General features: G+C 40.3%; 21 protein-coding genes. 13 read left to right on the forward strand and 8 right to left on the reverse strand.

Annotated elements, in window-relative coordinates; genetic code table 11:
• Positions 1–67: 67 nt before the first annotated feature.
• The 3 genes from HY841_08105 (at position 68) to HY841_08115 (ending at position 3,909) form a co-directional block, all read left to right on the forward strand.
• Positions 68–1,150, forward strand: coding sequence for a DUF4118 domain-containing protein (locus HY841_08105; protein ID MBI4930709.1), 1,083 nt, complete (start codon positions 68–70; stop codon positions 1,148–1,150).
• 45 nt (positions 1,151–1,195) lie between these two features.
• Complete coding sequence (locus HY841_08110) at positions 1,196–1,882, forward strand: response regulator transcription factor (GenBank protein MBI4930710.1); 687 nt, start codon at positions 1,196–1,198, stop codon at positions 1,880–1,882.
• A gap of 89 nt (positions 1,883–1,971) precedes the next feature.
• A complete protein-coding gene (locus HY841_08115) occupies positions 1,972–3,909 on the forward strand; it encodes a KUP/HAK/KT family potassium transporter (GenBank protein ID MBI4930711.1) in 1,938 nt (645 codons plus the stop codon).
• A gap of 160 nt (positions 3,910–4,069) precedes the next feature.
• Here HY841_08115 and HY841_08120 read toward each other — a convergent pair whose 3' ends face one another.
• Positions 4,070–4,990 (reverse strand): class I SAM-dependent methyltransferase, encoded by a 921-nt coding sequence (locus HY841_08120; GenBank protein MBI4930712.1) that lies wholly within the window; start codon positions 4,988–4,990, stop codon positions 4,070–4,072.
• Positions 4,991–5,143: 153 nt separating this feature from the next.
• Here HY841_08120 and HY841_08125 point away from each other — a divergent pair, with 153 nt between their 5' ends.
• Positions 5,144–7,549: a transketolase gene (locus HY841_08125; GenBank protein MBI4930713.1), complete on the forward strand. Its 2,406-nt coding sequence runs from the start codon at positions 5,144–5,146 to the stop codon at positions 7,547–7,549.
• 37 nt (positions 7,550–7,586) lie between these two features.
• Here the strand turns inward: HY841_08125 and HY841_08130 are convergent, their stop codons facing one another.
• Positions 7,587–7,727, reverse strand: coding sequence for a hypothetical protein (locus tag HY841_08130; GenBank protein MBI4930714.1), 141 nt, complete (start codon positions 7,725–7,727; stop codon positions 7,587–7,589).
• A gap of 47 nt (positions 7,728–7,774) precedes the next feature.
• Between HY841_08130 and HY841_08135 the strand changes: the two genes are divergently transcribed.
• The 5 genes from HY841_08135 (at position 7,775) to murQ (ending at position 11,540) form a co-directional block, all read left to right on the forward strand.
• Positions 7,775–8,026 (forward strand): ferredoxin family protein, encoded by a 252-nt coding sequence (locus HY841_08135; protein ID MBI4930715.1) that lies wholly within the window; start codon positions 7,775–7,777, stop codon positions 8,024–8,026.
• A gap of 100 nt (positions 8,027–8,126) precedes the next feature.
• Entirely contained in the window at positions 8,127–9,233 is a 1,107-nt protein-coding gene (locus tag HY841_08140; GenBank protein MBI4930716.1) for a 3-methyl-2-oxobutanoate dehydrogenase subunit VorB, read from the forward strand.
• A complete protein-coding gene (locus HY841_08145; GenBank protein ID MBI4930717.1) occupies positions 9,226–9,990 on the forward strand; it encodes a 2-oxoglutarate oxidoreductase in 765 nt (254 codons plus the stop codon). Before HY841_08140 ends, HY841_08145 begins: the two co-directional genes overlap by 8 nt.
• A gap of 79 nt (positions 9,991–10,069) precedes the next feature.
• Positions 10,070–10,624, forward strand: coding sequence for a 2-oxoacid:acceptor oxidoreductase family protein (locus HY841_08150; GenBank protein MBI4930718.1), 555 nt, complete (start codon positions 10,070–10,072; stop codon positions 10,622–10,624).
• A 109-nt stretch (positions 10,625–10,733) separates the two neighbouring features.
• A complete protein-coding gene (gene murQ / locus HY841_08155) occupies positions 10,734–11,540 on the forward strand; it encodes an N-acetylmuramic acid 6-phosphate etherase (protein MBI4930719.1) in 807 nt (268 codons plus the stop codon).
• Here the strand turns inward: murQ and HY841_08160 are convergent, their stop codons facing one another.
• The 6 genes from HY841_08160 to HY841_08185 all read right to left on the reverse strand — a co-directional run bounded on the left by HY841_08160 (position 11,541) and on the right by HY841_08185 (position 15,817).
• Complete coding sequence (locus HY841_08160; GenBank protein ID MBI4930720.1) at positions 11,541–12,407, reverse strand: DUF4846 domain-containing protein; 867 nt, start codon at positions 12,405–12,407, stop codon at positions 11,541–11,543.
• Between the two features lie 44 nt (positions 12,408–12,451).
• Positions 12,452–13,720, reverse strand: a complete 1,269-nt coding sequence (locus HY841_08165; protein MBI4930721.1) for a pyridoxal phosphate-dependent aminotransferase — start codon at positions 13,718–13,720, stop codon at positions 12,452–12,454.
• A gap of 56 nt (positions 13,721–13,776) precedes the next feature.
• The gene (locus HY841_08170; GenBank protein ID MBI4930722.1) at positions 13,777–14,166 is read right to left on the reverse strand and encodes a DUF1573 domain-containing protein; all 390 of its coding nucleotides are present in this window, start codon (positions 14,164–14,166) and stop codon (positions 13,777–13,779) included.
• Between the two features lie 55 nt (positions 14,167–14,221).
• Positions 14,222–14,707: a DUF1573 domain-containing protein gene (locus HY841_08175; GenBank protein MBI4930723.1), complete on the reverse strand. Its 486-nt coding sequence runs from the start codon at positions 14,705–14,707 to the stop codon at positions 14,222–14,224.
• Between the two features lie 38 nt (positions 14,708–14,745).
• On the reverse strand, positions 14,746–15,213 hold the full coding sequence (locus HY841_08180) for a DUF1573 domain-containing protein (protein MBI4930724.1): 468 nt from the start codon (positions 15,211–15,213) through the stop codon (positions 14,746–14,748).
• Positions 15,214–15,304: 91 nt separating this feature from the next.
• Positions 15,305–15,817, reverse strand: coding sequence for a DUF1573 domain-containing protein (locus HY841_08185; protein MBI4930725.1), 513 nt, complete (start codon positions 15,815–15,817; stop codon positions 15,305–15,307).
• A 154-nt stretch (positions 15,818–15,971) separates the two neighbouring features.
• Between HY841_08185 and HY841_08190 the strand changes: the two genes are divergently transcribed.
• From HY841_08190 to HY841_08205, 4 genes are read left to right on the forward strand one after another with little or no spacing between them, the layout of a single operon-like run.
• On the forward strand, positions 15,972–17,486 hold the full coding sequence (locus HY841_08190; GenBank protein ID MBI4930726.1) for a CotH kinase family protein: 1,515 nt from the start codon (positions 15,972–15,974) through the stop codon (positions 17,484–17,486).
• A 45-nt stretch (positions 17,487–17,531) separates the two neighbouring features.
• On the forward strand, positions 17,532–18,950 hold the full coding sequence (locus HY841_08195; GenBank protein MBI4930727.1) for a T9SS type A sorting domain-containing protein: 1,419 nt from the start codon (positions 17,532–17,534) through the stop codon (positions 18,948–18,950).
• On the forward strand, positions 18,947–20,053 hold the full coding sequence (locus tag HY841_08200) for an alpha/beta hydrolase fold domain-containing protein (GenBank protein MBI4930728.1): 1,107 nt from the start codon (positions 18,947–18,949) through the stop codon (positions 20,051–20,053). Before HY841_08195 ends, HY841_08200 begins: the two co-directional genes overlap by 4 nt.
• Complete coding sequence (locus HY841_08205; GenBank protein ID MBI4930729.1) at positions 20,050–21,321, forward strand: T9SS type A sorting domain-containing protein; 1,272 nt, start codon at positions 20,050–20,052, stop codon at positions 21,319–21,321. Before HY841_08200 ends, HY841_08205 begins: the two co-directional genes overlap by 4 nt.
• The last annotated feature ends 6 nt before the right edge of the window (positions 21,322–21,327 follow it).

Consider the following 21,327-nt stretch of genomic DNA (forward strand, 5'->3'; position numbering starts at 1 on the left):
AATCTTTATGTACCATTAAGTATTTTTATGCTTTCTTAATAAGTAGCGCAATACATTTGTGCCATAGATGAACAAGCACCTGTTATATAAAGGAAACAAAACAAGACAGTTTATTATAAGTATATTACTTGTTTCTGCTGTATCTGCTTTGTGTTATGTGTTTTCTCCTTACATGGGCTATAGAGTTGTAGCGCTCATTTTACTTGTTACCGTTTCATTCATAGCGATGTTTTTTGACATATTTCCTGTTCTTCTGGGAGCATTGTTAAGCGCATTGATCTGGAATTTCTTTTTTATTCCTCCAAAATTCACTTTTCATATCGGAGATACAGAGGATGTTTTAATGTTCTTAATGTATTTTCTCATTGCCACAGTAAACGCGGTGCTGACTTATAAAATAAGGCAGATAGAAAAAGAAACGATGAAGGAAGAAGAAAAAGAACGCACACTAAAGCTTTATAACACACTTCTTAATTCGCTTTCTCATGAACTAAAAACTCCCATTGCAACGATCATGGGAGCAACTGATAATTTAGAAAGCAATGCTGGTAAGCTTTCCGAGCAGAATAAAGATGAATTGCTTTCAGAAATTTCGTCTGCCACTTCCCGCCTCAATCAGCAGGTAGAAAATCTCCTGAACATGTCAAGGCTGGAATCGGGATTCATTCAGCCGAAAAAAGATTGGATGGACATTACAGAATTAATTTACAATGTGGCTAAACGAGTGGAAGAAAATAAAATCACACAGAAAATAAATATCAATATCAATCCGGAAATTCCCATGTTTAAACTGGACAAAGGAATGATCGAACAGGTTATTTATAATTTATTATCCAATGCGGTTCTGTACACTCCGGAGCAAAGCGCTATTGGAATAACAGCTGTCTGCCATGTGGATATATTGCAAATTATAGTAGAGGATAACGGCAATGGATTTCCTGCTGATGAAATAGCAAAAGTGTTTGATAAGTTTTACCGTCTGAAAAACTCTAAAGCGGGAGGAACGGGGCTTGGACTCTCCATCGTTAAAGGATTTGTAGAAGCGCTGAGCGGTAAAATAAAATTGGAAAATATCTCAACGGGTGGAGCACGATTTACCATTGATATTCCTGCTGAAACATCTTATCTGAAAAATCTAAAACACGAATAAATCCTTAGTCCCTCTCCATGAAGAGAGGGGTTGGGGTGAGGCAACATGAATAGCGCAGAGATATTAATTATTGATGACGAAGCGCAGATTCGCAAACTGCTTGAAATAACCTTGCAATCGAATGACTATAAAGTGAACCAGGCCGTAAATGCAAAAGAGGGATTGGCTCTATCAGCAAGCCATCCTCCTGATTTAATTTTGCTCGACATTGGTTTGCCCGATGAATCAGGACATTCCGTTTTAAAAAAACTCAGGGAATGGTATACGAAGCCTATAATTATTGTTTCGGTGCAGAACAATGAAGACGATATTGTAAAAGCATTAGATAACGGAGCAAATGATTATTTAATAAAGCCGTTCCGAACGCGCGAATTACTGGCGCGCATTCGTTCTTCCCTGCGAAGCCAATCGTCAGAAGAAACAAAACAAGTGATTGACTGCAATAATTTTCAAATGGATTTATCTGTTCGGGTGGTGAAGAAAAACAACGAAATCATAAAACTTACCGCAACCGAATATAAATTGCTTGCTTTATTTGCCAAGAATGAAGGAAAGGTTTTAACTCATCATTATTTGCTTAAAGAGGTTTGGGGACCAGGTTATATCAACCAATCACAATACTTGCGTGTATTCATTGCTCAATTAAGAAAGAAAATAGAAAATGACCCAAACCGTCCCGCACATATTATTACTGAAAGCGGAGTTGGCTATCGTTTTACGGCAAAAGATTAATCTTTATAAAATCTTTATGCTTCTCGCTCATAGTTTAATATGATATTTATGAAATCTGCGGTTGCTTTGTATAGAGAAAAACCTGCTCTATGTCTGAGGCAACCATACATTCCAAAAAAGTAACACTCGGAACACTTTTAGTCGCGCTCGGAATCATTTATGGCGACATTGGAACAAGTCCACTCTATGTTCTGAAAGCAATCGTTGGCGAAAAACCAATTGATGAAATATTGGTTTTTGGTGGAGTCTCACTTATTTTCTGGACACTTGTATTTCAAACTACCATCAAATATATTTGGCTTACGCTAAAAGCCGACAACCACGGAGAAGGCGGAATTTTTTCTTTGTATGCCCTTGTTCACCGCTACGGCAAATATTTAGTGATTCCAACCATACTGGGCGCAACAACTTTACTTGCAGATGGAGTTATTACTCCTCCAATTTCTGTTTCATCTGCCATAGAAGGATTAGATATAATTATTCCCGGCATTCCCACTGTGCCGATTGTCATTGTCATTCTTTCACTTTTATTTTTCTTTCAGCGTTTCGGCACACATAAAGTGGGAAGCATTTTTGGACCCATAATGGTTGTTTGGTTTAGCATGCTGTTTATTATGGGCGCAAGCCAGATTATTCATTTTCCATCCGTGTTAAAAGCCCTAAATCCATATTATGGATATGAACTATTAGTAAAATATCCAAAGGGATTTTGGGTGCTTGGGGCTGTATTCCTTGCCACAACAGGAGCCGAGGCATTGTATTCCGATCTGGGACATTGCGGAAGAAAAAATATTCGTATCAGTTGGGTATTTGTAAAAATCTGCCTGATGGCAAATTATATCGGGCAGGCATCATGGCTTATGCATCAATCTGAGACGACACTTAACGGAAGAAATCCTTTTTATGAAATGATGCCACATTGGTTTCTTATTCCGGGAATTATTATTGCAACATCCGCCACCATTATTGCCTCGCAGGCATTGATCACAGGTTCATTTACATTAATCAGCGAAGCCATGAGTTTAAATTTCTGGCCGAGAGTATCCGTGCGCCAACCCACGGAATTAAAAGGACAGATCTATATTCCCAGCGTTAACATGCTGCTTTGGGGAGGATGTATTTTCGTTGTGGTATATTTTCAATCTTCCACACACATGGAAGCAGTGTATGGTTTTTTCATCACTATTGCTATGATGATGACCACTTTCCTTTTGAGTCATTTCTTGATTTATAACAGGAAATGGAAAATCATTTTTGTAATAGCAATTCTTCTCGTTTTCGGAAGCATTGAAATCTCATTTTTCATTGCGAATCTTGCGAAAATAAAAGAGGGATGGGTATTCCTTTTCTTCGGAGTGATGAACTTTTCCGTGATGTATGTTTGGTTCTACGCGAGAAAGATCAATAACAGCTTTGTAAAATTTGTTGAACTGGGAAAATATACTTCATTGATAAAAGAATTAAGCGAAGACGATAACATTCCAAAATTCGCAACCCACCTCATTTATCTTACAAAAGCAAATTACAGGGAACAGATAGAAGAAAAAATCATTAAATCTATTTTTTCCAAAAAACCCAAACGGGCGGATGTCTATTGGTTCGTTCACATTCACCGCACCGATGCTCCGCACACGCTTGAATACGAAGTTTCCGAATTAGTGGATGATAAAATCATAAAAATAAATATCAATGTTGGCTTTCGCATTCAACCACGCACCGAATTATATTTTAAAAAGATAATCCGCGAATTGGTTGCCAATAAAGAACTGAACCTTCACATCCGTCCTGACGGCTCCACGAAATATAATCCTGAACCCGATTTGAAGTTTGTAGTAATAGAAAAGTTTCTATCAGTAGAAAATGAATTTACACTCAAAGACGGGCTGCTCCTCAATGGATATTTTCTGTTAAAGCAATTTGGCCAAAGTGATGAAAAAGCATTCGGTCTCGATAAAAGCGATGTAGCTGTCGAACAAATACCATTGGTATATCAACCAGTACAAAAAATTGCTTTGACAAGAAAATAGAATGGGTAAAAGGCATCATTCTTCCTAGCCGCATACACTGTTAGCAGGAAAACAACTTGTTAATTGTCCGTGATTATTAATGGTCTGTTATAAATATTTTTTATTTTTTTTACTATCTGCTCTGCGGCAGCGTAGTTCAAGCCTTCTTTTAGGAAGGACTTTACATCACACTCACCAACGAACTGTGACTCACCGCATTTTCCTTCGCTGAATACGTGAGAAATTTTTCATCCACTTTTACTTTGTTGTAATCCGCCAGATTAAATTCGCGGTTGATTTCTTCTGTGATAGGAATGGAATGTTTCTTGTATAAATTTCTGTATTCATAAATCCTCATCCGATTCATCGGCTGAACGCTGTTGTCAATCCACTTCCAGGCGCTGTCAGAAAATTTAAGAAAGTTGTAAAGAGTGATGGTATCATCCATATGAGCGAAGTGGTCGCTGAGGTCAATGGCATGGCTCATTACTCCGCCTTTTTTGCAAAGGAGTTTCATTTTTTCAAGAATACCTTCAAGTATGCCGGGATAAATATGTTCAAACGTGTTATTGGAAGTAACCAAATCAATGCTTGCGTCAGCAAGGTGAAGTTTCCGCGCGTCCATCACCATATAAACAATGTTATGTTTTTCCAGCAAATCAAAAAAATCTTTGGAAGGATTTGCTGCTTCTGACAAAACAATCTTCAACCGATCATGCGAAATATCAGGGAGAAATTTTTCAAGCTTACCGTTGTTCTGATATTCAGAAAATTTTCGAAGTGTGGCAAGGGTGAATGCAGGATTACTGAGGCGTGTTAAATCCACGGTTGTAATGCTCGATGCACCGTACAAAAACATTCCTGCGGGAACCACAGGATACCATCCTGTGCCGATTTCAAGATGAGAAAAATCTTTTGTGGAGTTATATTTTCTGAAGTTTTTATAATGTTCACGGCAGTGATTCAATCTGTCTTCAAAATATTCATCCGACAAATAAACACCGCGCGTAACGTATTTCTGAAAAAGGAAATTAATGTTATGGCTATAAGGAAGAAATGAAATCCCCTTTTGCACAATTGCTTTCAATATCCATTTTCCCATAAGTGCGCGAAGATAATAACCTACTTGGTACAGATAACAGATGAATACTGATTTACGAAACTACGAATGATTTCAAATTTGTATCTATTCGTAATTCTGGAAATCTGCAACGATTCGTTATCTGTACCACAAACACTTTTATATTTGTAACATATGTCAAAAAACGAATCTACGACCAATACAGAAAAGAAAATATCTTTCGAGGATTTTAAAAAAACAATCCTGAACGATTACCGCATTTGCTGCGAAAGCCGTGAAACGAGTTTACTTGGCAGAAAAGAAGTGCTCACAGGCAAAGCCAAGTTTGGAATTTTTGGCGATGGAAAAGAGGTGGCGCAGATCGCCATGGCGAAAGTTTTTCGCGAAGGAGATTTCCGTTCGGGCTATTACCGCGACCAGACCTTCATGCTCGCGACCAACAACATTACGCTTGAACAATGGTTTGCGGGTTTGTATGCGCATGCCGATGTAGAAGCTGATCCTATGAGCGCGGGAAGACAGATGGGGGGGCATTACGCTACACGTTCGCTGAATCCTGACGGCACATGGAAAGATTTGATGAAGATTAAAAATTCTTCTTCTGATGTTTCTCCTACGGGAAGTCAGATGCCGAGGTTGCTGGGACTGGCGCTTGCTTCTAAATTTTATCGCAACAATCCCAATCTTCAGGGCGAAGAGTTCAAACTGTTTTCTGATAACGGAAATGAAGTTGCCTTTGGAACCATTGGCGATGCAAGCACATCCGAAGGAATGTTCTGGGAAACAATTAATGCCGGTGGGGTTTTACAAGTACCAATGATTGTTTCGGTGTGGGATGACGGACACGGAATTTCTGTTCCGAAAAAATATCAGACCACCAAAGAAGATATTTCAGAAGTATTGAAAGGATTTCAGCGCGATGAAAAAAATTTAGGATACGAAATTATGAAAACGAGAGGATGGGATTTTCCTCACCTCTGCGAAACGTATGAGAAAGCCGTTAAGGTAGCACGCGAAGAACATGTTTCTGTTCTCGTTCACGTAGATGAAATGACTCAGCCGCAGGGACATTCCTCTTCCGGCTCCCACGAACGTTATAAATCCAAAGAACGTCTGCAATGGGAAATTGATTTTGATCCGATAAAAAAAATGCGCGAGTGGATTCTGAACTCTGCCATTGCTTCGGCTGAAGAACTCGACAAAATTGAATCTGATGCAAAACTCCGCGCGCGCGAAGCAAAGAGCAACGCATGGAAAGCATTTAATATTCCTATCAGGGATGAAATGAATGTTGTTCTTTCATTCTTGGATGAATTACATGGTGTGGATGAACTAAAGAAAGAACTCAAATCAACTATTGACCCTACACGGAGAGAAGTAATCTCCACCGCAAGAAAAGCGCTGTGGCTTACAGCAGGAGAGAATAGCGATGAGAGAAAGAAAATTTCCGCATGGATGAAAGAGCAGATACCGCTGAACCTTGAAAGATATTCTTCTTCTCTTTACAGCGAATCAAAATTTTCTGCGTTGAAAGTTTTGCCTGTTGCTGTTGAATATTCTTCTGATACAAAACTCATTGACGGTAAGGAAATACTTCGCGATAACTTTGACGCGATACTTGTAAAATATCCTGCGGTGCATATTTTTGGCGAGGACTCAGGAAAAATAGGAGGTGTCAACCAGGGACTTGAAGGGCTTCAGAAAAAATTTGGCGAGCACAGAGTATTTGACACGGGAATCCGCGAGTGTACTATTGTCGGGCAAGCAATCGGAATGGCGTTGCGGGGGCTTCGTCCCATAGCGGATATTCAATACCTTGATTATTTTATTTACGCGCTGCAAATTTTAAGCGATGACCTTGCCACTTTACAATACAGAACCAAAGGCGGACAAAAAGCTCCGGTCATCATCCGCACGCGAGGGCATCGGCTGGAAGGAATATGGCACAGCGGTTCACCGATGGGAATGGTCATAAATGCGCTGCGCGGAATTTATATCTGTGTTCCGAGGAACATGACCACGGCAGCAGGATTTTTTAATACGCTTCTGGCTTCGGATGAACCGGGGTTTATTATTGAGCCATTGAATTCTTACAGGTTGAAAGAAAAAGTTCCGACAAACTTTGGAGAGTTTAAAATTCCTCTCGGAGTTCCGGAAATTATGAAAGAAGGAACCGATGTAACGCTCGTTACGTACGGACCCAATTGCCGTATCGCAATGGAAGCAATTTCTCATCTTGATAAAAAAGGTATTTCTGTTGAACTGATTGATGTGCGAACGCTGATTCCTTTTGACATTCGCCACTCGCTTGTTGCTTCGTTGAAAAAAACAAACCGGATTGTTTTCATGGATGAAGATGTGCCCGGTGGTTCCACTGCCTACATGATGCAGAAAGTTCTGGAAGAGCAAGGCGGATATAATTTTCTGGATTCAGAACCAAAAACTATTTCGGCAAAAGAACATCGCCCTGCTTACGGCTCGGATGGGGATTATTTTTCAAAGCCGAATGCGGAAGATGTTTTTGAAACCATCTATGATCTGATGCACGAAAGTAATCCCGAGAAGTTTCCGAAGATTTAGAAGCCCATCGACCCATCTTCCCCCTTGACTGTTTGCGTTAGGGATAGTAGCTAAAATCCTCTGACGCTTTGGTCAGAGATTGAAGCGGATAGCCCGACCTCCGCTTCGGAGGGAACGCCCAAAAAAATTTAATAGTAATGGTGTTCGGGTGAAGATTTGATTTTATGATTCTCGTCATAAATTATATATTATTTTATATGTCTTTTTACACCAAGAAAAAATTATATGGCAAAAGTAAAAGGCAAAATTGTGGTGGACACCGAACGATGCAAGGGATGTGAGTTATGTCTTCCTGCCTGCAAGGAAGATGTGATTGCGATGTCAAAAGTTTTAAACGGGAAAGGATATCACTTTGCAACGAGTAACAATGATGATTGCACGGGCTGTATTAATTGCGCGTTGGTTTGCCCCGATGGAGCCATTACGGTTTTCAGAGTAAAGATAAATGATTCACCAAAAGAACTTATGCAAAAATGATTACACCGATTTTAATAACGATTACACCGATGAAACAAAAAAATAACAATCGGTGTAATCTTGTCTTTTTTCTAAATCTGTGTAATCTTAATAAAGTAGTATGAAAGATATCAGATTGATGAAAGGCAACGAAGCGTTTGCCGAAGGTTTAATACGAGCAGGGTGTGATGGTTATTTTGGTTATCCGATTACTCCACAATCGGAAGTGCTGGAATATTTATCGGCACAAAAAACAAAAGAAAGAACGGGCATGATTGTGTTGCAAGCCGAAAGTGAGATTGCTTCCATCCACATGGTGTATGGTGGCGCTGCCTGCGGAAAAAGAGTTACGACTACTTCTTCAAGTCCCGGAATAAGCTTAATGCAGGAAGGAATTTCTTTCATGGCAGGAACAGAACTTCCGTGCTTACTCATGAATGTGGTTCGCGGAGGACCTGGATTGGGAACCATTCAACCTTCGCAGTCAGATTATTTTCAGGCGGTGAAAGGTGGAGGTCATGGAGATTATAAAATGATTGTGCTGGCGCCCGCTTCTGTTCAGGAGATGTTTGATTTTGCAAAACTGGGATTTGAACTTGCGTTTAAACATCGCATTCAGGTGATGGTGTTGTCGGATGGCGCTATAGGACAAATGATGGAAAAAGTAGAATTGGAAGAACAGATTCCGCGCATGACAGATGAAGAAATCATTAAAAAATATCCGTGGACAACCACCGGAAAAACTCCGGACAGAGAACGGAATATTATTACTTCATTGGATTTGAATCCTGTGAAACAGGAAATAATGAACCGCAAGTTTCAGGCAAAGTTTAAGAAGATAGAACAAACTGAAGTCCGTTTCGAAAAAATAATGTGTGAGGATGCTGAATATTTATTTGTTGCCTACGGTTCAAGCGCGCGTATTTGCCAGAAAGCAGTTTTACTGGGAAGAGAAAAAGGAATTAAAGTTGGTTTGTTGCGACCGATTACTCTTTTCCCATTCCCAACAATCGAATTAGCAAAATTGTCCAAACAGGTAAAAGGAATGTTATCGGTTGAAATGAGCGCGGGACAAATGGTAGAAGATGTGCGGCTTTCTGTTGCAGGAGCAGTTCCTGTTGAACATTATGGTCGCCTCGGTGGAATTATGCCGGCACCCGATGAAGTACTAAATGTACTTGAAGAAAATTTTATAAAAGAAAAAAATTATGCAAGACACACTGTCTGACCAGGAGATTTGCCAGCCGGAAAATATGGTTTACTGCAGAACAGCACTGCTGACTGACGCACCATTATCTTATTGTCCCGGTTGCGGACATGGCACCGCTCACCGTTTGATTATGGAAGTTGTGGAGGAAATGAAATTGCAAGCCGATACGATTGGAGTTGCTCCTGTTGGTTGTTCGGTTCTTGCCTATGATTTTCTGGATATTGATATGCAACAAGCCGCACACGGAAGAGCGCCCGCTGTTGCAACCGGAATAAAAAGATTAATGCCGAACAAATTTGTTTTTACTTACCAAGGCGATGGAGATTTGGCTGCCATTGGAACAGGAGAAACAATTCATGCGTGCAACCGTGGAGAAAACATAACCATATTTTTTGTGAACAACGGAATTTATGGAATGACCGGAGGGCAGATGGCTCCCACTACTCTCCCCAATATGAAAACTGCCACTTCACCTTTTGGTCGTGATGTTGAAACAATGGGACATCCATTAAAAATTACTGAACTTATCGCGCAGCTTCCCGGGACTTATTTTGTTTCGCGTCAATCTGTTCACACACCTGCAAATGTCCGCAAGGCAAAAAAAGCAATTGAACGAGCCATTCAATATCAAAAATTAAATAAAGGTTTAACGTTTGTTGAAATAGTTTCTAATTGCAACTCAGGTTGGAAAATGAATCCGCAGGAAGCGAATGACTGGATGGAAGCGAACATGTTTCCATTCTATCCACTTGGCGATATAAAAGTACCGAAATAAAAAAGCCACGAATTGCACTAATTAGCACTAATAATCTTTGTGTTAATTCGTGAAATTAGTGGTAAAAAAAAATAAAGATATGACAGAAGAAATTATCATAGCAGGATTTGGCGGACAGGGAGTTTTGTCAATGGGGAAAATTCTTGCCTACTCGGGCATGATGCAAAATAAAGAAGTGAGTTGGTTTCCTTCTTACGGTCCGGAAATGCGCGGTGGCACTGCAAACGTTACTGTAATAATCAGCGATGAGCGTATCAGTTCTCCGATTCTGAACCGGTTTGACACTGCCATTATTCTGAATCAGCAATCCATGGATAAATTTGAAAACTCGGTAAAAAAAGGCGGAGTATTAATTTATGATCCGAATGGAATTACGCGTCACCCTGTAAGAACGGATATTAATATTTATACGGTGGAAGCCGCGGAAGAATCTTCAAAAATGGGTTCTGCAAAAGTTTTTAATATGCTTGTTCTCGGAGCATTCTTAAAATTAAAACCTCTGATTGAACCTGAATATATGCGCAAAGGACTTGAAAAATCTTTGCCTGCGCGTCATCATCATCTTATTCCGGAAAATGAAGGCGCCATTGAAAGGGGCAAAGAAATTATTAAATCTAAATTCTTATTGAACTGATTTATTTTTTCCGGCTGGAAGAAGGAATAAGTATTATCAAACAATTTCATATTTAAGACTTCGCAAATGCGGGGTCTTTTTGTTTTCAGGGATTCACGATATTTGCCATATGATTACTAAAATCACTGAATCAGATTCCCGTTATGACCATCTTGAAAAGATGAGTGTGAAAAATCTTCTGCTGAATATTAATAAAGAAGATAAAAAAGTTGCGTATGCTGTTGCAAAAGAAATTCCGAAGATTGAAAAGTTAGTGAACGTGATTGTCAGTAAAATGCTAAAAGGCGGGAGATTATTTTACATAGGAGCCGGCACAAGCGGACGTCTAGGAATTGTGGATGCTTCTGAATGTCCGCCAACGTATGGAGTTCCGCAGGGAATGGTAATTGGATTGATTGCAGGAGGAGATAAAGCCATACGCAAAGCTGTTGAGTTTGCCGAAGATTCTTCCGAACAAGGATGGAAAGACCTGAAAGCAAATAAGATTTCTAAAAAAGATGTGGTGATAGGAATTGCAGCATCGGGCACAACTCCGTATGTGGTTGGCGCGCTGGAAAAATGCAACAAGAACGGAATTACTACAGGATGTATTACTTGTAATCCTGGAAGTCCTGTAGCGAAAACCGCAAAGCATCCGATAGTTGTTGTGGTTGGACCAGAATTTGTAACCGGAAGCACACGCATGAAATCAGGCACAGCACAGAAACTTGTCCTCAATATGATTTCTTCTACTGTTATGATAAAACTCGGGCGCGTGCGCGGAAATAAAATGGTGGATATGCAACTCTCCAACAACAAACTGGTTGACCGAGGAACAAAAATGATTATGCGCGAACTTAAACTCCCCTACTCTGCCGCAAAAGAATTGCTTTTGAAATATGGAAGTGTGAGGGAAGCAATAAACGTAAGCAGATAATTATTCCTGAAATCTTTTCAAATCATTTTTAGTAAATGTCCATTCAGGCGTGTTAAGCGTTTCTCCAAAGTCAGCAGAATACCAAGGGCTTAATTTTTCATCATTCGGATTTTTCAGGATTTGTGTTTCCTGCGCGGGCATGTAGCTTTGAGCAAGCATGAATATTTTCTGATTTGTTTTTGGATTCATTGCCACATCTACCACAATTATTGCATGACCGGGGCTTCCGCCATGAATAAAGACGTCTCCAATCTGTAAATCTTCAACCAGAACTGAATTTAATTCCTGCGATAAAGACAATGAGCCTGCATAGGAAAAAACCATTTCCATATAACTCCAGAAATCTTTATACGTATTTGAGGGCTGTGCAGATTGTTTCCATGAAACTTTGTTTCCGTTTATAGCAATTCTTTTTCCTTTCATCCATTCTGAATAATCACAGCGGAAACCATTGGTGAAGTTGAAATGGATTTTATCGTATTGCTTTTGAGCGTATAAATATTCCGTTCTTAATCTCATCACCGCGTCAGCGCATTGGTGCAAATCTTTGTTTCCTATAGGCAAATCAACCACCGCATCGTAAACGCCTTCTGCATTCTTTTCTTCGCCATTAAATAGTTTCACTTTGCTTCCATCGGGCTTGAGCGGAAGTTTTCTCAGATACTTACCGAATGAATTTGAATCTTTCTTTGTTCTTTGAAATCCTTCAGGCAGTAGGAATCTCGCTTCGAGAGTTTTACCAGAAGGATTTATTAAAGATTTATTCGTTTGAATTTCCGAAGAGGAAATTTCCTGAACAGAATTCCGAACGGAAACATTTCCACAAGAGAGAAAGAGAAAAATAAAAATGAGAAGCCCGTATATCATGAGCTTCACCCCGTTGGACAAGAACCAAAGTCCTACGGGGTTCATTAAAGTGCTTTTTCTCCTGCCTCGGCAGGCAAGTTTACCGATTCGGCAATTTTTCTTCCAGGATAAACTTTGAGTGCTTCATCCAGACAAATCATGGCGTTCTTCAAATCTTCAATCTTGAGAACGTAGGCAATCCGCACTTCATCTTTTCCGGCTTCGGGAGTAAAATAAAATCCGGTTGCGGGGGCAAGCATGACTGTCTGACCTGCCCCGTTTTTATCATCGGGGTTTTTGTATTCAAATTTTTCCAACAACCATTGACAAAAAGCATCCGAATCATTCACAGGCAAACGCGCAATGCAGTAAAAAGCTCCTTCCGGTTTCGGGCAGAAAACACCATCCATTTTATTCAGCGTGTCAACAACAAAATCTCTGCGCGCCACATATTCTTTTTTCACATTGTCGAAATAAGATTGAGGCGTATCAATAGCAGCTTCCGCAGCAACTTGCCCGAATGTTGGCGGGCTTAATCTTGCCTGCGCAAACTTCAACGCTCCTGCCATCACCTCTTTGTTCTTCGAAATGAGCGCTCCAATTCTCGCCCCGCAAGCAGAATACCTTTTCGAAACCGAATCAAGAAGAATCACATTGCTGCTGATTCCTTTTAACTCCATCACAGAAAAATGTTTTTCAGTTCCATAGCAAAACTCACGGTACACTTCATCGGCAAACAGAAACAAATCGTGCTTCTTCACCAATTCACCGAGGGCTTCCAGTTCTGCCCGAGAATACAAATATCCGGTGGGGTTGTTCGGATTGCAAATCATAATTGCTTTTGTCTTTCTCGTAATCACTTTTTCAAACTTAGTGATAGACGGAAGGGCAAATCCGCTTTCAATATAAGAACGAACGGGTTTCACCACCACTCCCGCTTGCGTAGAAAATCCATTATAGTTCGCGTAAAAAGGTTCGGGAATAATTATTTCATCGCCTTCGTTCAGGCAAGTCATCATCGCAATTTCAATCGCCTCAGAACCTCCGGTTGTGACAATTATATCTGTATAATCAATATTGATATTGTGCTTTTTGTAATACTCAGCAAGTTTTCTGCGGTAGCTTTCTATTCCGGCACTATGAGAATACTCCACCACTTTAGGAGAAAAATTATGAATCGCGTTCAACATGGTTTCAGGGGTTTCAATATCCGGCTGACCGATGTTGAGGTGATACACTTTTCTTCCGGCTTTTTTTGCCTGCTCTGCATACGGAACTAATTTCCGAATGGGCGAAGGAGGCATATGATGGGCTTTGTGAGAAACTTTAGGCATATTGTAAATTACGATTTACAAATGACGAATGACAAATTAATACAGGAGCAAATTTATCACTTTTTCTTTTCTTTATCAGATTTATTTTCAAGAATCACTCCTTTGAAACGAAGTTTTGTTGGCGAATTAGATGCGTTGGAAATTACCTGTACGGTTCTGTCCTGCCTGTCGAATTTTTCTTTTGTATTGAAAGTAATCAGTATGACTCCTGAATCTCCCGGTTTGATGGGGTAATGCGGAAAATCAGCTACTGTGCATCCGCAGGTGACTTCAACATTGGAAAAATGAAGCGTATCTGTTCCGGAATTCTCAAAAAAGTATTCAATCTTGACAACCGTTCCCTGTTTTACAAATCCAAAATTATATTTCGGGTCTTTCACATTCAGGAAAGCACCCTGCCTTTTTTCCTGAGCGGAAAGAAAAGAGAAAAAAAATATCCCGCACATTAAGAGCATGCACGGGATAGTTAGAAATAATTTCTTCACAAATACCTTTAGCTTACTATTTTGGAGTTGGAGTAGGAGCAACAGTGGTGGTGGTTCCAACAGGAGTCGGAGCCGGCTTTACTATTCCATGAATCTTCAAGGTTTTAGAAGGCGTTTTTCCATTGGAAGAAACAGTAACTGTTTTCTCGAAATTTCCTACACGCTTTGTATCGTAATGAACTTTAATAACTCCGGTTTTTCCAGGCAAGATAGGATCTTTAGGAGCAGTGGGAACTGTGCATCCGCATGAACCGGTAGCGCTGTAAATAATCAACGGCTCTTTACCTGTGTTCTTGAATACGAATTCACGGGTGCCATCAGCATCATATTCAATAGTGCCGTAGTCAAGCACTTCTTTTTCATAAACCGCTTCGGGTGCGTTAGGATTATCCTGAACAGGTGCGACAGTTGTGGTTACCACAGGTTGTGGTGCAGGTGTTTGCGCGTTGGAAACAAATGCAGTAAAACCTATTACCGCAAATGCAAGGATTGTCTTTTTCATAGTGAGATTTTGTTTGCTTGTTTGTAATTTGTAATTTATTACTGCCCCATTCCTCCGTTGCTCTTTCCGGGGAAAGCTTCTTCCTGTGCAGGTCCTTCAATTTTTCCTTTGATAGAAAGAGTAACAGGAGAATTTTTTGCATTAGAAGTTACCGTAACTGTTTTAGTGAAAACACCAACACGATTGCTGTCATATTTTACTTTAACCATTGAACTTGCACCGGGTGCAATGGGTTCTTTTGGGCAAGTAGGCGTTGTACATCCGCACGATGCCTGACAGTTTGCAAGAATCAAGGGCTCTTTGCCAGTGTTCTTGAATTTAAACTCATACGAACACTCATCCCCTTTCTGAAGAGTAGCAAAGTCATGAGATGTTTCCTCAAAAGTGATTTCAGGCGCATTGGGATTTGCAGGTTTCACAACCGGAGGAGTTTCTGCAGGAGCTTTTGACACTTCCTGTTTAGGAGCAAGATTAGTTTTTGGCGCTTCCTGCCCAAAAGAAATCATGCTTATACAGAAGAGAAAACCGACTGAAAGAATTACTTTTTTCATAGTGCTGTTTTTTTAGGTTGGCAAAGTTAAAATATATTTTTAATTGTCATTGATGTTTGTTTTCAGTTTCCTTCATCTTCTCTTCATTCTTCACGGGAGATTTTTCATCTGTTCCTTCGGCTTCTCCCACTACCACTCCTTTTATCACAAGATTTACATACGCATTTTTCGCATTGGAAGTAACTATGACTTCCTTTGCAAAGCTGCCTACGCGCATGCTGTCATAATGAACTTCTATGAAACCTGTTTTACCCGGCTTAAGCGGCTCTTTCGAACATTTGGGCGTGGTGCAATGGCATCCTGCCTTGCAATCAAAGATGATGAGCGCTTCTTTGCCCGTGTTTTTATAGTTGAACTTATAAACTACAGGCGCACCCTTTTTCACATTGCCGAAATCATGAGTGGTTTCAGTGAAGGTAATTTCAGGAGCAGTGGGGGAAACCGTGGCAGTAGGCTGTGTTTGTTGCGGTGCAGGTTTTGGGTTTAGTTGAATGACGGCTTTTTCCTGTGCCAGCGCCATGCCAGCCAAAAACATAAATAGGTAAGTAATTTTTTTCATTGAAGTGGTTTGTTGCGGTAATAATCCAAAATTGTGCCATCAAATCGAATTATCTCAAAAAACAGGTAACTATTTTTTCAACAAAAAGTTTTAGTATGTTTAAACCTTGATTTCAATTACTTATCTAATAGGAATCTTTCAATAAATCCTTCTTATGAAAAAACTTCTTACTCTTTTCCTGACATCTGCCCTCTGCCCTCTTACCTCTTACATTGCCTTCTCCCAGTCCTCAGGCGATTCCATTTTCAATACATCGCAGATCCATACCGTTAAGTTTTATTTCTCACAGGCAAAATGGTACGATTCGCTCTATGCCTACAAGCCACTGGATAAAAAAATGATGGGAAATGTAATGATTGACGGAGTGATGTATGATTCAGTGGGCGTTCAGTTCAAAGGCAACTCTTCTTTCAACAACCCCAGCAAAAAGAAATCATGGAAGATTGACTTTAATGAATATGACACCTTGCAGGAATGTAACGGAGAAAAAACCCTTAACCTGAACAACGGTTTTAAAGACCCTACCTTCATGCGGGAGAAAGTGGCGCTTGATTTTTGCGTGCGCAACGGCATTCCTGCCCCGCGCTGCACCTATGCCAATGTGCTGGTGAACGATACGCTCTGGGGATTTTATACTCTGGTGGAACAAGCCGACAAAACTTTTCTCAAGCACTGGTTTGCCGATAATGACGGAAATCTTTTCAAAGGCGACCCCAACGGAACTTTGCAATGGGTTAACTCTTTGCCTTCTTCTTACTATACAAAATACGAACTGAAAACAAATAAAACGCTGAATGACTGGACAGACCTTGTGCATCTCATAGATAAACTCAACAACACACTGCCTCTGAGTTTTTATGATTCGATGGAAGTGGTGATGAACACGCCTCTTGCCATAAAGGCATGGGCAATGAATATTCTTTTTGCTAATCTGGATTCTTATCAGGGTTCGGGGCATAACTATTATGTGTTTCATGATTCTACCTTTAACAAATTCAACTGGATTACCTGGGATGTGAACGAAGCATTCGGCAACTTCAATCAGGGCATGAGCATCACTCAACTGGAAAACTTAAGCATCTTTTATATTCCTAGCCCTTCGGGAAACCGCCCGCTCGAAACTAAAATGCTTGCCGACAACACTTACAAAGGACTATATACATGGGAAGTATGCAATTTTGTGGCGCATGATTTTGATACTACATTTCTTAATCCGAAAATCGACAGTTTGTACACTGTAATTAAACCCTACGTTTATGCCGACCCGCAAAAGTTTTATTCCAACTCACAATTTGAAACCAACATATCAACTGATATTACCGGAACATTTAACATTCCCGGTCTGAAGAAGTTTATAAAAAACAGAAGAACCAGCGTGATTACCGAACTTGCAAGCAACGGTTGTTTTATGGGGATAAATGAGTCTGCTGATTCCGGTTTACAGTTTACGGTAAATCCAAATCCCAATAACGGAGAGTTTACGGTTTACGGTCTGCAGTTTCCGGTTCAACTACAGATTTATAATTCGCTGGGGCAGATTGTTCATGAGCAAACAGTAAACAGCAAACAAGAATCAATATACCTGAACAAAGCGCAAAGCGGGATTTATTTTATGCGGATCAAATCCGATGACTTCATTCAAACAATAAAATTAGAAGTGATAAAATAAATTAAACCATTGGAGCAAATATGAGTCAAAAGAAAAACTATACTCATGAAAATATTTACACTTTTTATCGGACTGATTTTTATTTCTCATCTGACCTTCGCGCAAGCAGACGTTTGGTCACCTGTTGTTACGGATGGATTCAGCAATCCAAATAATTACGGCATTGTAGAGTTTGATGTTTTTAAAGGACAGTTGTATGCTGCTACTGCCCAGAAAGCCGTTGGAACAGCACAACTCTGGCGTTCAACTACAGGAAACACCGGCAGTTGGACACAAGTAACAAACTTTATTCCGGCTTTGCCTTCAGCTGTAAAAAATATTCCTTCCTTCGGCAAAACAAATCTGGGAGGTGGAATCATGTGGTTAGGAACAGGGAGTCCGAACACCGGCACAAGAATATACCGGTCAACTGATGGCTCAAACTGGACAGCCATAAGTAAAAAAGGATTTGGAAACCCGGGACTAATTACTCCTTCTCCTAATATGGTGGTGTTTCAAGGCACTTCTGATACCATCCCGTACCTTTATGCGGGCGGTGGCTCTCATGGCGGAAGCACCAATGCTGAGGTTTTCAGAATTCCCTATAACAGTACCGATTCTGCTGACTGGGTGAAGCTGATAGATTTTGATACAGTGGCTACCACCGCTTCAGATATTGTGGATCTTATCAGTTATTGGTGCGTATGGAACAACAAAATTTATTTTAGCGGCAATGGCAGTGGTCAGATTTGGGAATCATCGGATGGAATAAATTTTACACAAAACTTATTAGGAGGAACCGGATATGGATTTGGTGTCCCTTCCAACATTGTGATTGCCTGCCTGCAGGTTTTTAATGATACCCTTTTTGCTGCTACTACGAATAAAATATTAGGCGGACAAATGTACAGAACGGGTGATGGAATAAACTGGCAGTCAGTTACAACAGATGCTTTTGGAAAAGGTAATTCTGCTGAAGAGCTTCACAATATTGACACTGCTTTTGGCTATATATGGGTTACCGCTTATACAGATACGGCAACTTCCAACGGTTGTCCGATTTGGCGTTCAAGCGATGGCTGGTTCTTTGTGCAATCAAATACAGATGGTTTTGGTAACCCTGATATTGATGGGGAAAATCCTGTGACAATCAGTTTTGGAAATAATATGTATTTCGGTGGTCCCAATTATACGGCAGGCGGACAAATCTGGAGAACAACTGTTGCAACTGAAGTTCAAAATCTTTCCAATAATATTTTAATTAATGTTTTTCCTAATCCGAACAATGGAGAGTTTACGGTTTACGGTCTGCAGTTTCCTGTTCAACTACAGATTTATAATTCTTTAGGTCAGATTGTTCATGAGCAAACTCTAAACAGTAATCTGAAAACTGTAAACCTGAGCGAAGCTAAAAGCGGAATTTATTTTCTGCAAATAAAATCCGACAACTTCATTCAAACTGAAAAATTAGAAGTGATAAAATGAAAACTCTTTTACTTCTCTCTGCTCTGCTGATTTTCGTTCACAATAGTTCGCTTGCCCAAACACAAACGGACATTCCATACGGAAGCGACCCTTTACAAAAACTTGATTACTGGTCTGCCGCTTCTCCTGCTGCTCCGATAATTATTATTGCACACGGTGGAGGATGGTTTACGGGTGATAAAAGCGGAGCGCCCTATCAGAACGCATCGCAACTTTTTAATAATGAAGGATACGCTGTGGTAAATATCAACTACCGCCTGACTCCCACAGTAACTTATCCTTCCCATATTGAGGACATTACCTGTGCGCTCGCATGGACAAAAAATAATGCTTCGCTGATGAATGGAGATTCATCCCGCATCGTAATTTATGGACATTCAGCAGGAGGACAGATAGCGGCATATCTTGGAGTGCGCCCCATCAACAGCATGCTTGCCGGATGTTCAAACACTGCGGGGTTGAATGTAGACGGTGTAATACTCACTTCTGCCACCGTTGATTTCGACATGACCAATCCTGCCGACTGGTCACCGATAATAAATATGCTTGGCGATACATCTTTATACTGGGATGTTGCCCAGCCGACAAATCATTGTGCAAATAATTTCAGCACAAAGTTTTTAATTCTATGCGGAGACCTTGATAATTTATGGATAGACCAGGATTCCGCGTTTCACGATTCGCTGATTTATTATAATCATTGTTCGCGCCTGCATATGTTTACTGGATACGACCATAGCACTATGATAACGAATTTAACTGCAACCAATGCGGTGTTTCTTGCCATGACCTCATTTCTTGATTCGCTTTGGAATAATCAACTTTGCATTCCAACAGGAATGGAAGAACCTTTGATTTCTTCTTTTACCGTATATCCCAACCCTTCCAGCGGGTATTTTACAGTTAACATTCCTCTTATAAGGCAAGCAAAAGCCGAATTAAAAATTGTAGATTTACTGGGAAAAGAGGTTTCTTTTCAAACTATAAAAGATAATTATCGCGAAACATTTTGCGTGAATTTGAACCTGCCCTGCGGAATTTATTTTCTGCAATTAAAATCCGATGACTTCATTCAAAACATAAAATTAGAAGTGATAAAATGAGAACTTCCATTTTCTTTTCTGTTCTGATAATGGCGTTTGCCTCAAGCAGAATATTATCGCAGATTACTCCTCCTGCACAGCTGGCAACTGGTCCCGGAGGTCTTAATTATCCTTATACTACTTACGACAGTTCACGATACGGAACTGACATTACCAATATGTATTGGCTTTTCGAACCCGCCAGTCCATCCCCTGACTCTGTTCCGGTTATCGTAGTGTTTCACGGCACATTGCAGAATTATATGGATTCAACATTGGTTCCGCTGAATGAAATGTATTTGCTTCATCATTTTGCAAAGAAGGGATACATTGTAATCTATCCTTTGTATCAATATGGAGGCAACACACTGCTTTACCAACAGCAACTAACAGTTTCAGCTGGTGTAATTAATCTTGCGCTTACGGAATTAGATAACGGTGCTCATGTGAAACCCAAAAGGGATTTGAATGGAAAGGTAATGATTGGTGCCACCGGATATTCGCGCGGAGGAATGATGTCGCTGGAAATCGCCAACAACTATCAATCTCTCGGACTGCCTGCCTTTGATGCCGTTGCCGATTTTGTTGGTGGAGGAAATTATGATAGTTATGCCGGACTTCCTTCTACTACAAAAATAATTATCGTGCGCGCAAAAGATGATGCCTATAACATTGCATCACTGCAAGAAATAGAACAGGCATGGGACAGTTTGTACAATATTCCCTGTTCCAATAAAAATTACCTTGAAATAAATTCTGATTCGCTTGGCTCTCCTCCCTTAACGGCTAATCATTATTTTTTTGTTGCAGACCCCAATATTTCCAACTCTGTTGATGCGCTGGATTATTTCGGGAGCTGGAAATTCTGCATCGCGTTGTTCAACTGCACTTTTTACGGCACCAATTGCAGCTACGTATTCGGGGCAGGCAGCAATGTTACCTCTATGGGGAACTGGAGTAATGGCACACCTGTCACACAAGTAACGTTACTGGATTCATGCAGTACAACGGGAATTGAGGAGAATGGAAACGATGTTAATTCAGAAATTGATATTTATCCAAATCCAAACAACGGTGAGTTTGCGGTATACGGCTTGCAGTTTCCGGTTCAAATTCAAATCTATAATTCGCTGGGGCAGAAAGTTCATAAGCAAACTATAAACAGCAGGCAGGAATCCATCAACCTGCTTGAATCAAAAGGAATTTATTTCTACCGTGTTATTACTCCCTCTCCTTCAGGTGAGGGTTGGGGCGAGGTTGTTTCTTCCGGCAAGTTTATTATGGAGTAAAATCTT

The organism is Bacteroidota bacterium (genome assembly GCA_016213405.1).
Classification (GTDB): domain Bacteria; phylum Bacteroidota; class Bacteroidia; order Palsa-948; family Palsa-948; genus Palsa-948.

Excerpts from the sequence above, each read along its gene's own strand:
- HY841_08105 (MBI4930709.1), top strand. The coding sequence starts at position 68 with ATGAACAAGCACCTGTTATATAAAGGAAACAAAACAAGACAGTTTATT.
- HY841_08110 (MBI4930710.1), top strand. The coding sequence starts at position 1,196 with ATGAATAGCGCAGAGATATTAATTATTGATGACGAAGCGCAGATTCGC.
- HY841_08115 (MBI4930711.1), top strand. The coding sequence starts at position 1,972 with ATGTCTGAGGCAACCATACATTCCAAAAAAGTAACACTCGGAACACTT.
- HY841_08120 (MBI4930712.1), bottom strand. The coding sequence starts at position 4,990 with ATGGGAAAATGGATATTGAAAGCAATTGTGCAAAAGGGGATTTCATTT.
- HY841_08125 (MBI4930713.1), top strand. The coding sequence starts at position 5,144 with ATGTCAAAAAACGAATCTACGACCAATACAGAAAAGAAAATATCTTTC.
- HY841_08130 (MBI4930714.1), bottom strand. The coding sequence starts at position 7,727 with ATGACGAGAATCATAAAATCAAATCTTCACCCGAACACCATTACTATT.
- HY841_08135 (MBI4930715.1), top strand. The coding sequence starts at position 7,775 with ATGGCAAAAGTAAAAGGCAAAATTGTGGTGGACACCGAACGATGCAAG.
- HY841_08140 (MBI4930716.1), top strand. The coding sequence starts at position 8,127 with ATGAAAGATATCAGATTGATGAAAGGCAACGAAGCGTTTGCCGAAGGT.
- HY841_08150 (MBI4930718.1), top strand. The coding sequence starts at position 10,070 with ATGACAGAAGAAATTATCATAGCAGGATTTGGCGGACAGGGAGTTTTG.
- murQ (MBI4930719.1), top strand. The coding sequence starts at position 10,734 with ATGATTACTAAAATCACTGAATCAGATTCCCGTTATGACCATCTTGAA.
- HY841_08160 (MBI4930720.1), bottom strand. The coding sequence starts at position 12,407 with ATGATATACGGGCTTCTCATTTTTATTTTTCTCTTTCTCTCTTGTGGA.
- HY841_08165 (MBI4930721.1), bottom strand. The coding sequence starts at position 13,720 with ATGCCTAAAGTTTCTCACAAAGCCCATCATATGCCTCCTTCGCCCATT.
- HY841_08170 (MBI4930722.1), bottom strand. The coding sequence starts at position 14,166 with ATGTGCGGGATATTTTTTTTCTCTTTTCTTTCCGCTCAGGAAAAAAGG.
- HY841_08175 (MBI4930723.1), bottom strand. The coding sequence starts at position 14,707 with ATGAAAAAGACAATCCTTGCATTTGCGGTAATAGGTTTTACTGCATTT.
- HY841_08180 (MBI4930724.1), bottom strand. The coding sequence starts at position 15,213 with ATGATTTCTTTTGGGCAGGAAGCGCCAAAAACTAATCTTGCTCCTAAA.
- HY841_08185 (MBI4930725.1), bottom strand. The coding sequence starts at position 15,817 with ATGAAAAAAATTACTTACCTATTTATGTTTTTGGCTGGCATGGCGCTG.
- HY841_08190 (MBI4930726.1), top strand. The coding sequence starts at position 15,972 with ATGAAAAAACTTCTTACTCTTTTCCTGACATCTGCCCTCTGCCCTCTT.
- HY841_08195 (MBI4930727.1), top strand. The coding sequence starts at position 17,532 with ATGAAAATATTTACACTTTTTATCGGACTGATTTTTATTTCTCATCTG.
- HY841_08200 (MBI4930728.1), top strand. The coding sequence starts at position 18,947 with ATGAAAACTCTTTTACTTCTCTCTGCTCTGCTGATTTTCGTTCACAAT.
- HY841_08205 (MBI4930729.1), top strand. The coding sequence starts at position 20,050 with ATGAGAACTTCCATTTTCTTTTCTGTTCTGATAATGGCGTTTGCCTCA.